The following is an 11,966-nucleotide window of genomic DNA, read 5'->3' on the forward strand; positions in this document are numbered from 1 at the left end:
AATTAACTAAGTTAAAGTCAAATCAATCATGCCTGTTTATCATCACCGCTTAAATTGTTTCAATCAGGGCAAAAGCCAACACGGTTTCACCTTAGTAGAGCTGTTGGTGGCGATGACCATATTTGCGATGTTGGCAGTGGCAGGCTGGCAAGTGTTCGCTTCATTGAACCGCACAAAAGAGCAAACCCAAATCCATAAGCAAACCTTATCTGAGTTGCAATATGCCTATTTGCAACTGCAAAAAGACTTCGCTCAAGCGGTGCCTTGGCAACAAGTTACCCCAAATGATGCTCAGAACAATGTTCAAAACAATGCTCAAAATAACACGCCACAAACAAACAATGGTCAAGCGAATAACCACCAAGCCACATCTGATGACGTCAAACCTGCATTTCGTCTCAATGCCAATGGGGTTAGCTTTATCCGTTTTGCTGATGCCGACCCACGTTATCCACTGACCCCTGCGTTGGTTAAAGTCAGCTATCACTTACATGATGGGCGTTTGTTGCGTGAGCAATCTTATGCCATTGACAATGTGAGTGTTGATGCCAGTGTTAACGACAGTATTCATACCAGTGCCAACACAACAGCGGTGATTTTAGGCAGGAACGCCAGCGTAAATGAACTACATTGGCACGCCTTTACCCCTAAAATGGTAACAGTGTTTGGTGCTGATGTTGATGCCAATTTGCCCGATAACGGTACAGTTGCTCATTCATTATTACCAAAGGGCGTGAGTGTGAGCTTTGAGTATATGAATGAGCCATTGCAATGGCAATTTTTGGTTGGTGGTGCGATGGATACAGAGCAAGCAGGAGATGCCAATGTCAACTAAAACTGACTTCCTGCTTGCTTGCTTATCAAGTCGTTATTCACGTGCCAAGCCACCACCACTGATATCCACCAATGCACAACAGGGCATGGCATTGTTAACGGTGCTGTTGTTGTTGGTGGCGATTGTGGTGGTGGCAGGTTCGATGCTTGCCAGCCAAAAATTGAGCATTCGTCAAACCAGCTTGGTTTTGGATAACAACCAAAACCGTCAGAATCTTCAATCAGGCTTAGTGATTGCCAAAAGCATCATAGAACAAGAGCAGCAGACCAATGACCATGATGGCATGGAAGATGCGTGGGCGAAACCCATGCCGTCCATAGAATTGGGTGGTCAACGCTTACAGATTTACTTGAATGATGCCAGTGGTCGCTTTAATCTTAATAATCTTTATCAAGATGGGCAGGTCAATGACTTAGCGTATGCCAGCTTAAAATCTTTATTATCCAATTTGGGGTTAGAGACAAACATTGCCAGAGAAATATTGGATTTTCAAGACACTGATGCCAGCGTGTATGGTGATGGCGGAGATGAGCAGGTGGTGTATGCTGATGGGGGGAAATTTGCAAATCAGCCTTTTGTCAGTATCGAGCAATTATTGGCACTGCCCAGTATGGACGTGGTAAGCTATCAACGGTTACGCCCATTTGTCAGTGTGTCACCAAAGTTTTTACCCATCAATGTCAATACCGCAGATCCGTTGCTTGTCAGTGCTGTTTTAAATGCCAACACTCAAAATAAGCAGCTTTCATCGAATAGTAGTAACCATGGTAACCATGCCAACAATCAACATGGCAACTCTCTACCGCCCATTGATGTCTTGCCAGAGCAGTTGCCTGATTTTCGTACTCATCCATTAAAAAATGTAGAAGAGCTTTGGCAGCAACCTGTGTTTCAAGCCTATTTAAACCGACAACAGCAAGTCAATGCCAATCAAAACAGCAACAACAGCAATACTGATAACAGCGGCAACAGCAATCACTCAACTGAACAAGCCAAACGCATGTTTGCCGTGAGTAGCCAAGCATTTTATGCACAAGTTACAATCAATGACAAACGTCAAGCATACATGACAGCTTTGATTGTTAAATCTGAATCTGACAGACAAGAAAATGACCAAGTACCACAACAAGGGTTTATGATTGGTGGTCTGTTAGTCTCAAACCAAGACAATTCCAAACCAGCTTGGCATATTATTTACCCCAGATATTGGGCGTATCAACCACAATCACAATGACCGCCCATCTAATACAGTTTCTTCATGAGATTGCCAATTATACGCCCCATAATACAGCATTTGTGTTTGTCGAGTACAGTCATGGAGCATGGCTTTTTTTCGTTGAATAAAAGTTGATGTGTCTTGTGCCATGCTGTCATCTTGAATGGCATCATCACCGTTATCATGGGCATCATTGTCATGAATATGGTTGGCGGCATAATTAAGCTCAATCCAATCAATAATCCATGAAAACGACATGTTTACCCCTGTGATGGCAAGCAAACGGCGGTCATAGGCATTGATGTGAGCAAAGGCAGGTTGCAATGCCAAATCCTTTGCCATGATATCAGCGAATAACTCTATCTGAGTGGCAATGGCATGACGCACCGCTTCTGAGCCACCAAAACGTTCGCTGGCGATAAACTGCCAATACTTTGGGTGGACATCGATGGCATCAAAAAATAATTGCACACTTTTGGCAATTTGTCTCTCAAAACTGCGTTTTTTACCCAAGTGCATGTGATCACGCAGTATTGCCAGTGCTTGCCCAAGCTCGTCTTCCACCAAGGCTCGCCCCAAATCTTCCATATCAGCAAAATGCCGATAAAAAGCAGTTGGCACAACCCCAACCTCACGGGTAACTTGTCTTAGACTTATCGAACTAAAAGATTGTCCTGTCAGGCATAACGTCAGTACCGCATCATAAAAGGATTGTCTGGTTTGGCGTTTTTTTTGTTCTCGAATGCTCATCTTTAAGATGCCTTGCGTGGGAATTTCTCAGGCAGATAACAACGCAAATAAGCAATGCCAGCGGTGATGGCTTCTTGTTTCATGTCATCGGTTAATGTGCCTTGAGTGCGATAAGCCAACATCAGCACACCATTGATGATGCTATAGCCAATGAGCAACACCTCTTTGATGCTTTCGTATTCAGGAACTTCATACTGTGATGCCAGTTTCTCATACACCAGATTGACCACTTGATGCTCAACACGCTCGCCATGGGTGTCATGCCCAAACTCAGGAGCATTGGCCTCATATATCAACTTAGCCTTGCTGATGTCGTTATTTAATACCTCAACCAAGTGGTTTAATAACCCTGTGATATAGCCTTGCCAACGATCAAAGCGTTGCACATCGACTTGCTTGAGCTCTTCGATGATCTCGATGGCATTTAAAAAACGCAACGCCAAAAACACCGCTTCTACATTGGGAAAAAAGTGATAAGCAGACGCTCTGGGAATGTCTGCTTCTTCACACACATCTGCCAATGTGATGGTATTGATGGTGTGTGTCTCGCTTAGCTTTTTGGCGGCTGACAGTAACTTTTGACGGCGAATGCGTCCTTGTTGGCTGGTAAACTTAAATTTGTTGGGGACTAACTTTTTTGCCAAGTCAGAATTAACCAATAAATCTTCGATGATGTCATCACGGGAGTTATTCATAAAACAATCTCAAAACAATCTAACAATCTCAAACTAAATAGCGTAAGCTTTAATAATAACATAACTAAAAGTCATAAAACCAAATTTAGCACATCATATCTTGGGCAAAGGCGGCGTGCTGATGCTGATAAATGCCAGCCACTCAATGGTAGCATAAAAAATGACCTTTGATGCACAAAGGTCATTTTTTATTATTATCAACGAATTACGATTATCAACGAACTAAACGCATCAACGAGTTAAACGATTCCAACCATCACGAACAGCCAATTTGGCTTGTTCCCAAGTTAAACGAGAGTTGGCTTTAAACTCTTCCCATGAACTTTTAAGCTCAGATTCATGGTCTTCAAAACGAGTGTTGGCAGGATAGCGTGAACGCAAGCTGTGACCTGCACGATATGCAGGACGATAGTCTTGGTCATAATCAAAATCACTGTTGTAATAAGAGGTGGTGGTGTGGTTTTCACGCCAATAAGTATCAAACTCAGAGTCATCAAACGGAGTGACACGATACCAAGCATCACGGGTGGCGTGTTTGGCATCTTCCCATGCTAAGCGAGACTCGCCTTTGACCTCTTCCCAATATTGACGAAGATCAGACTCATGGTCTTCAAAACGTGCATCAACATCATATTGATGACGGTTAGAATAACCGACCGCATAGGCAGGGTGATAATCACGGTCAAAATCATACCCTTCTTGATAATAAGGCACTTTGGCGTAATGGGCTCTCCAGTAAACTTGCTCTTGCGTGGGGTCAATGGCTTCAGCAGCGGCTTTACCAGCACTGCCACCCACAATCGCACCGATTGCACCACCAATCAATGTGCCTAATGGACCTGCCACTGAGCCAATGGCAGCACCAGCGGCAGCACCACCCACACCACCAATGCCTGTGCCGATTGGGTGTGAACCAGGCTCACCAGTGATTGGGTCAGCGTTAAGATCCTCTTTGGATTCTTTTGACATGTTTTTTATTTCATCACGGTTAATATTGTCGTGCTTGCTCATGGTTATGTCCTTAAAAGTTATCATTGACAGATGTTAGCATTGCATCTGTCACATCAAATTGCCAATCAAAATGTTGCATTAAAAGTTCACATTAAGATATGACTGACAAGGCTCATCAATATATCCGCTTATCAATCAAATCTGACCATCATTTTAAACATAATGACTGGAAAAATATACGCATATTTTGTTAGCTTTGTCATCATCATACGGGCTTTGTGTGAGCGTATGTAAAATTTGGCAGAGCCATCATCTTTTTATGAATGGTGAACTAGGAGTGCAAATACCAATGATGACTATAAAATTTCTAAGCCACGCATGTGGTGGTGAACTAGGATTATAAACGATAAACATAAGTCATATTAAGGCTTACCAGTAAAAACAGCCTTGTTCACCCTATGTTTTTTACCGTAACATAACTTGTTGATTTTTATCATGTTTTTAAATAACGAAAAAATAAGGGTCATGATATCTTATGTTATCATAATAAGTCATTATCACCAGTGGGGGACTGTTACTGATGCTGAAGGGTTGTTAATCCCATAGGTATTAAATGTACCTACTAAAGAGGTGTCTGTCTGTGTTTGCTCAATAGACAGTTTATATTGATGACCATTGCGACTGCTGGTTAGATTAATATAGGGATGGCTTGGATTGGAGACATCATAATGCTGGCACATTTTGACTGCTTCATCATAGCTGACGTTGTGGTATGTTGCGTAATTTTTGACATAAAAATGTAAACTTTTATGCCGATACCGCTTCACCACCACATGCCCTGTTGCTTTATCTCCCACCTCTTTAATCCCAGTCAGATGGACATAGTCAATCAGACCATCTAATCGAGCAGACAGTGCCAATTTTTCCAGGTCATCAGCCGTATTGGCAAAAATACGCAGTTTATTACCAAGTGTGGCAATGGTTTTATCGTTTTTTTGTTGATGTTTATATTGGGGAAAACTCACCCCAATACCGTCTATGTCATGTTTATTTTTGATATCAGCAAGGGCAATATGTAGCCGAGCATACACCTTACTCCATAAGAAGTAAGGTGAAATATCTGCATCAGCCATCAGCGTCATTTCTTGATAAACATTCATCATCAATCATTCCCACCAAATACACCACCATGAATGAGATTTGCCACGACAAAATGTTTCTCATCATCAGACATCGCTTCTTGATTAATGAATTTAACCATCAGAGAATACAAGTCAGTTTTGCTGGTACGATGGGCTTTTCCCTGAGTAGGCACAGCACCATACGGTTCAATCGCAATGGCAGGCTTAACAAGTTGGGATTCATCACTTGTGTACCAAGTATCAATGGTGCGAATGGCATTACCGATTTTCTCAGAATGCAATCCTGCACATAGCCCAGTTGGTGTTTTGATTTGGTATAAAAACTTGGATTTATTATCTTTGTCTTTATCACGCATTTCTTGAGAGGGAAAAACACGCTGACCCGAGCCAACTTTGGCAAAGGCTTCTACTTTTAACAATAAGTATTTGCCAGTTGCAAAGGCATCTGCCACATATTTAGCCAATTCATCGAGTTTGGCATCTTTTATATCAAAGTCTTGTAAAGCGATGTCATGGGCATTAAAAGTTCAAGATTTATCATTATTTTCGGTGTCAATGATATTCACTTCAATTTGTTCTGTTCCTACTCGATTTCGCCATAAAAAGCGACCATTGGCAAGATTTTGCACATAACGCTTGGCAAGTGGTAACAGTGTGATTTCTTGCTGATAGGCTTGATAGGCATGTTGCAATTTATCTAAGAATTCTGGACGATTATTGGTAACGGCTTGGTCAATATTACCCAAAAATTTTACCGTAAAAGTTACCTTTAATGTGTCCATATCGTGGGGAATGCTGGCATCATCACCCCATACGATGTTAGGTTGAATTTTCTCTTTATCATCAACGCCATATTGGCTTTTGGTGGCACGGTTACGCTTATCATGTAATTGAATGTTTTGCCATGCTTGACGGTTGGTTCTATTTTCCCATAATCCTGCTTGCATCAGACCATCTGATGGTTCGATTTTACGGCTAAATGCCAGAACACTTGGCACAGCGGCCTGATTTTTCGTTTTTGTTGATTTTGCCATAAGAATGACTCCTGATGAAAAAATTCGCTGAGGTTTAAATTGATGAATCATCAAATAAATCGTCTAAAGAATGTGATTTATCTTCTGACGGATTGTCTTTTAATGGATGAATTTTACTTTGACTGGTTGAATTTTGCTGACATAAATACCATTCATTTTCTACCTGATATTGCCAAAATAATGAATCAAGCGAATGAATGCGATGAACACTTTGCCACTCTCCCAAACCATGCACCGCTTCAACAAACCGAAACGGATAGCGAGTATCACGAAGATTTTCTACTTGTTCTGGCTCATAAAGTGGACTAATGCCTTTATAGCCAATCATTAACGGCACAATCCAGCCTTGTTTATTTGGTGGGACATGGCGTTGCCAACTGATTTCTTCGGTTTGCTCCCGCTTGATTGCCATTTCTTTAAAAGCAAAAAAATCTGTCCAAATATTGAGCAATGACTGGTTGGTATTTTGGGCATGTTCAATTTGGATATTGTCAAAATGTTCTTGAAGCAGTCTGGTTGCATCTATCAGCACAAAACTGGGCAATAAGATATGTTTTAAGTGATTTAATAATTTATCTGAGTCACTTAACAAATGAATGTTTGTTAATTTCTTAATGCTTCCACCCGCCAAACGAGACTGATACACCAAGTTTTTGATGGTTTGATGATAACTGGCCACCCTCTCTGAATTGCTGGATAATGTGCCTTGACAACGTAATAACACTGACACCGTCATATCCATCTTACCTTCTTCAATAATGGGTGCTGGTTTTTTAGCATCATTACTTCTGCCTTTTAATGTGGAAGGCGGATTACGGTTTTGGATAAATTTGGTATAAGCATTTTGATAATGATTAGCCACATAGTCATGGCAAAAAATCGCACAACCATTTAGTTCAATGTCAATTAAGTTTTTTAACTTGCGTGATAAAGCGTGTTCAAAACCAAGGAATGCAGTTACCGCAGGAAATCCATAAGTAAATCCAGCAATCGCATTGGCATTTTCAACTTGCAGTCGCTCTAATAGAATGTAATCTGCCATGAATTACTCCGCTTTTAACACTTGATAAAATTCTTTTAAAATGGGGGTCATGATTTTAAGCCATAAGTTTTCTAAAGATTTGGTGCGATTTTCATCACCAACGCCTTTACTTATCCAAGCAACCATGTCTTGCTTTAATTCATCCAAATACAGTTCAATTTGAGGCTGTGAATATTTTTTATCAGCGAATGGTTGACCATCAATGATGATGGATAAATAAGGAGGGATTTTATGATTTTTTGTCCAACCCATAGGCTGGTTTTTTCTGATGAATAACAATTCATCACAAACTGCATAAATAATGTCTTCAATGACTGTTTTTAATGCCAATTTTCGTTCATAATTAATGAATAAGTCATTTTTCTTAAAAATATTGAGCAAATATTTTACTTTAGAAAATGAATGTTCTTGATGGATTTTTTTTAAAATTTGTGTCATCGATGTGGGTGGATTGGGGTTAACTGTCCATTTGGGTGGTAACGCAGCAAACAAATACAACTGCCCATTTCGTTGACCATTGAGTATTGATACATTTTGATGATTGCTTTTTGTTACTCCAAGTGTGGCAACGTTTGGATAAAAGACCCAAATCTGGTTACTCCAAGCGTTTTGTTTTCTGGCAAGGTTTGCCTGATTTGTTGTGTCATTACTTGCTTTGATTACAAGTGCAATCTCATGTGCTAAAGAGCTAGAATACATGGGTGAAACCAAATGATAATCATGATGGTGATTATTACCCATTGGAATATAAATCTGTTTGGCTAAAGTATGACTACAAATCTGTTGCGACTGATAGGCTTTTTTTATTTGAGATGACCAATATGCTTGTTTTTCTTTATCATCGGTTATCTTGGCAAAAAGCTGGCATCTTCTGCTAAAAAATTACCAAGTTGTTTTTTTGAATTCTTAACAGGAAGGGTTAAAAATTCTGTGATTGGTGCCACACCGGCATCTAAGTAGCTATTGTCCAAAAAGTGACCATCAACAGATTGTGTGGTTATTAAATAAGGATATTTATCAGATTGGCTGACATCTCGTAAACTCATTGCCTGACTGCTTGAATGCGTCAGCCTGGCAACATGAGAGACATTTAAAAAAACTTTATGGGTATTTTCGGCGACCTTATCTAGCCAAGCCACAATTTCATGTTCATCTCGAATTTTTTGTTTATCATCTTCGCTAAAATTCCCTTTTGCCTGTTTTTGTTTTTGCTCAATGGTTTTATGGATTTTTTGTGATAAAAAATCGTCAATTATTTGTTTGATGATTATTGCATCTGTCATTTTATCCCTCTTTAGTTAAGTTTTGATATCAGGCATTGGGTATTGGGCATTGAGTTTTTATATTTGGTTTATATTTAAATCCATATTTAGGTTTGTATTTAATGTTTAAGTTAGTTTTTTATTCAAGCTCTGAAAATATGCCCAAAAATGGGTGATAATAATATTGTTTGTTGGAGTTTTTATGATAAGGCACAGTCACTTCGCCGTAAATATTGGGTATTTTCTCAACTTCGACACCCAATCGCTCTGCAATTTGCTGATAACGAGTTTTCTCATCGGTATTAAACCATGAAAAATTATCTTTACTAAACTTAATTTCATTGTAATTTAAAATATGTTGGCTTTCAATTAGTTTGATGTATGGATAGTTAGAATCATCTCGTATCAACCAAGTCAGATTGCCTTGAGAATTTGGCGCAAGAATGAATGTTTTTTCTGGTGAAGACAATCGAAATGGCTGTTGACGTTGAACCTCACCTGTCCAAGTGACTTTCTGATTCCACCAAATTTTGGCATTATTTGGTTCAAATGGCTGTCCTTTTTGCCAATCACCCACCAATTTATACCAATAGGCACTTTGTTCTAAGGCGACCAGATTGTCATAAGGGGGTTGGCTGGGGCGGATTAATTGAATGCTCGGTATCGAATTGATATGTTGATATTGCTCGGTTTTTAAGGTGTGTGTTATCGATTTATTACCGTCAAGGTGATATTTTTGACTTTCAAAGCCGGGTTTTTCATAGACAATGCGATTGCCTTTTAACATTTTATAGTTTTTGTCCAAAATAAAGAGATTTTCATCATTCACAGGCTGTTTACGATGGCGTTGTAGGCGACCTGCCAATTGAATCAATGAACGCATGGAGCTGGGTTCAGCAATCGCCCAATCATAATCATGATCACGCCCAACTTCACAAACAGACGTTGCTAAGACCACAAAAATATGATTTTTGCTGTTCGGTTGTCGTTTGATGGTCTCTATGATTTCTGATTGTTGCCAAATGGTGTTGGGTTGTTTGCGATTGACCAATCTGTCTAGCTTTTCTTCAATCATAGAGCGTTTGGCTAAGGTAAATTGACTATGATAAACACAATAATGAACACAACAATCATCGTGATTATTGTGTTTGATTAAAGCTTGGGTAACTGCAACCAAAGGGTTAATGTTGGCAAATCTGACGACACCAAACGAAATATCATACTTGCCATTAGATTGGTGGTGATTGGTGTGAGCAGAAAATATGGTTTTATGAATGGTCAGTGTCAGTAAGTCCAATGCTGTTTGTTTGCTGAGAATTGGCTCAATCATTGGTTTAATGATTGGCACAATCTTCGCTTTACGAGTGGGGGCGTTATCTTCAGCTAATTTGTTGATGCGTTTGTCAACAAAGTTCTTATGTTGCCGAATAAAGTCATCGTGATTGTGCGTAAAGATGGATTGAGTTAAAAATTCATCAAACCAAGCACATACAATGGGTGGCTGTTGATTATCAGCAACCATACATTGATGATAACCCCCACGTAAGCTTTCTGTGGCAGGAATGAGATGGTCAATGGTGCTGACAAGAATGGGGGCATGAAGCAATTTTTGGTATTTAGGGTTTTTTTCAAACCATGTGCTGAGTAAGGAGTTGTTATCAAGCTCAACATCATCATCTAGTTGTAAACTTTCACTGCCTTGCATCGCCAAAGCGGTGCTTTCTAAGTCTTCAAGCAACTGCTGTTGTTCTTTTAAAAGTTGGTTGCCTTTTTGTTCTGCATGATGATTGGCGTTCAGCAGTGTTGTAGGTAGTAAATATTGGCACGTTTGGAGTGTAAGATGGTTTTTAATTCTGATGATTGAAAACTGGTGTTGGTGTAAGGGGTGGTCGGTTTCATGATGACTGTTTTTCTTTTCTACTTTCTTTGTATTTGTGGTGGTTTTACTATGAATTGACTATAGCACACTTTAAAGAGCAAATAGTACTGGCTTTAACTGACTGGTGTTGGTATCGTACCCTTATGCCACAAGTTAGGACGGTTGACGGTTTGAATTACCTAAAAAACTACCCATAAGAACAGATGATGTCATAAGCTGGTTAGCTGTCATTGTCGATACCACAACAGATAGGGCAAAAACTCTTTAGTCTATTCCCAGACATTCTTAGTACATGTTGATTGACATTTGTTTGGTTTCATCCCTTTTATGACGAACAGGCTTTTTGACAGATAAGTATGAATAATTATGGTTATCTATGGACAGATGATAATTAGAAATTTAAGGGGTTGTGGGTGGTTATGGGGTTTTGTGGATATGATATTTGGCGTGCCTATCAGGACTCGAACCTGAATCGGTCGCTTAGGAGGCAACTGCTCTATCCTGTTGAGCTATAGGCACGTAAGAGATTAAGAGATGATGTGACATGGTGACATGGGTTTTAAATGCCTATTTTAACAAATTTGCTTCTAAGTCTGCCAGCATATTGTCAAAAATATTATCCGATTGTGTGTTTGACCGTACGCTGGGTTGAGTGTTTTTGTGGTTTGATGCGTCAGCTGTTGGGGTGGTGTTTACCTTGCTATTAATATTGGCGTTATTAATATTGGTGTTGTCATTTTGGCGATTGTTAAGCCAATCAAAGCCATTTTGTCGCCACCAATTCTCAAAACGTGGCAGGTTAAGACCATGCAAGACATCAGGCAGTTGATGTGTGGGCAGTTTTTGGGCAAGCGTGGTGTCAGCGATGTGTTGATTACGAGCCAGTATCAATTCGGATTTGTTGCCAGTAAATGGCTTACGGTATCGCCATGCGGACATGTCCAGCTTCATTCTGGGCAACTGCCATAGTTTGCCTTGTTGATAAACCACGATGAACTGTTGTTTTTGTTCAATAAAAATGGCATTGACAGGTCTTAGTGGCATGGTATCCCCAATGTTAAAAATGAATGATGAATAATCGTGCGTGCGTGATTGTCGTGTGATTGCTCATTTTTTAGCATAAGCGGGTTGCAAATGTTAAGCAAATCTGTAAAAGTGAG

General features: G+C 39.9%; 10 protein-coding genes, 1 tRNA gene and 2 pseudogenes. 2 read left to right on the forward strand and 11 right to left on the reverse strand.

The window, feature by feature from the left end; genetic code table 11:
* Positions 1-28: 28 nt before the first annotated feature.
* Together B0682_RS02555 and gspK are read left to right on the forward strand one after the other, a co-directional pair.
* Positions 29-835: a PulJ/GspJ family protein gene (locus tag B0682_RS02555; RefSeq protein WP_078306535.1), complete on the forward strand. Its 807-nt coding sequence runs from the start codon at positions 29-31 to the stop codon at positions 833-835.
* A complete protein-coding gene (gene gspK / locus B0682_RS02560; protein ID WP_158077843.1) occupies positions 825-2,069 on the forward strand; it encodes a type II secretion system minor pseudopilin GspK in 1,245 nt (414 codons plus the stop codon). Before B0682_RS02555 ends, gspK begins: the two co-directional genes overlap by 11 nt.
* Here the strand turns inward: gspK and B0682_RS02565 are convergent.
* The 11 genes and pseudogenes from B0682_RS02565 to B0682_RS02615 all read right to left on the reverse strand — a co-directional run bounded on the left by B0682_RS02565 (position 2,061) and on the right by B0682_RS02615 (position 11,850).
* A complete protein-coding gene (locus tag B0682_RS02565; protein WP_078306537.1) occupies positions 2,061-2,801 on the reverse strand; it encodes a TetR family transcriptional regulator in 741 nt (246 codons plus the stop codon). The genes gspK and B0682_RS02565 overlap by 9 nt on opposite strands.
* 2 nt (positions 2,802-2,803) lie before the next feature.
* Positions 2,804-3,496 carry a TetR/AcrR family transcriptional regulator gene (locus B0682_RS02570; protein ID WP_078306538.1) on the reverse strand — a complete coding sequence of 231 codons (693 nt, stop codon included), beginning with the start codon at positions 3,494-3,496 and terminating at the stop codon, positions 2,804-2,806.
* Between the two features lie 498 nt (positions 3,497-3,994).
* Positions 3,995-4,507, reverse strand: a pseudogene (locus B0682_RS02575) (hypothetical protein); the annotation flags it as partial.
* A 497-nt stretch (positions 4,508-5,004) separates the two neighbouring features.
* Entirely contained in the window at positions 5,005-5,610 is a 606-nt protein-coding gene (gene cas6f / locus B0682_RS02580) for a type I-F CRISPR-associated endoribonuclease Cas6/Csy4 (RefSeq protein WP_078306539.1), read from the reverse strand.
* A pseudogene (gene csy3, locus B0682_RS02585) lies at positions 5,610-6,674 on the reverse strand (type I-F CRISPR-associated protein Csy3). The gene cas6f and the pseudogene csy3 overlap by 1 nt, the downstream one beginning before the upstream one ends.
* Positions 6,658-7,665 (reverse strand): type I-F CRISPR-associated protein Csy2, encoded by a 1,008-nt coding sequence (csy2, locus tag B0682_RS02590; protein WP_078306540.1) that lies wholly within the window; start codon positions 7,663-7,665, stop codon positions 6,658-6,660. Before csy2 ends, csy3 begins: the two are co-directional and overlap by 17 nt.
* A 3-nt stretch (positions 7,666-7,668) precedes the next feature.
* Positions 7,669-8,514: a type I-F CRISPR-associated protein Csy1 gene (locus tag B0682_RS02595; protein ID WP_078306541.1), complete on the reverse strand. Its 846-nt coding sequence runs from the start codon at positions 8,512-8,514 to the stop codon at positions 7,669-7,671.
* Positions 8,511-8,948: a hypothetical protein gene (locus B0682_RS02600; protein WP_078306542.1), complete on the reverse strand. Its 438-nt coding sequence runs from the start codon at positions 8,946-8,948 to the stop codon at positions 8,511-8,513. The genes B0682_RS02595 and B0682_RS02600 overlap by 4 nt, the downstream gene beginning before the upstream one ends.
* A gap of 118 nt (positions 8,949-9,066) precedes the next feature.
* Complete coding sequence (locus B0682_RS02605) at positions 9,067-10,665, reverse strand: P-loop NTPase family protein (protein WP_078306543.1); 1,599 nt, start codon at positions 10,663-10,665, stop codon at positions 9,067-9,069.
* A gap of 584 nt (positions 10,666-11,249) precedes the next feature.
* Positions 11,250-11,325 (reverse strand) — tRNA-Arg (locus tag B0682_RS02610).
* A 48-nt stretch (positions 11,326-11,373) separates the two neighbouring features.
* Positions 11,374-11,850: a hypothetical protein gene (locus B0682_RS02615; RefSeq protein WP_078306544.1), complete on the reverse strand. Its 477-nt coding sequence runs from the start codon at positions 11,848-11,850 to the stop codon at positions 11,374-11,376.
* Positions 11,851-11,966 lie beyond the last annotated feature (116 nt).

The sequence above is a fragment of the Lwoffella lincolnii genome, from assembly GCF_002014765.1.
GTDB classification, from domain to species: Bacteria; Pseudomonadota; Gammaproteobacteria; order Pseudomonadales; family Moraxellaceae; genus Psychrobacter; species Psychrobacter lincolnii.

Coding starts and splice junctions, on each gene's coding strand:
- B0682_RS02555 (WP_078306535.1), top strand. CDS start 29: ATGCCTGTTTATCATCACCGCTTAAATTGTTTCAATCAGGGCAAAAGC.
- gspK (WP_158077843.1), top strand. CDS start 825: ATGTCAACTAAAACTGACTTCCTGCTTGCTTGCTTATCAAGTCGTTAT.
- B0682_RS02565 (WP_078306537.1), bottom strand. CDS start 2,801: ATGAGCATTCGAGAACAAAAAAAACGCCAAACCAGACAATCCTTTTAT.
- B0682_RS02570 (WP_078306538.1), bottom strand. CDS start 3,496: ATGAATAACTCCCGTGATGACATCATCGAAGATTTATTGGTTAATTCT.
- cas6f (WP_078306539.1), bottom strand. CDS start 5,610: ATGATGAATGTTTATCAAGAAATGACGCTGATGGCTGATGCAGATATT.
- csy2 (WP_078306540.1), bottom strand. CDS start 7,665: ATGGCAGATTACATTCTATTAGAGCGACTGCAAGTTGAAAATGCCAAT.
- B0682_RS02600 (WP_078306542.1), bottom strand. CDS start 8,948: ATGACAGATGCAATAATCATCAAACAAATAATTGACGATTTTTTATCA.
- B0682_RS02615 (WP_078306544.1), bottom strand. CDS start 11,850: ATGCCACTAAGACCTGTCAATGCCATTTTTATTGAACAAAAACAACAG.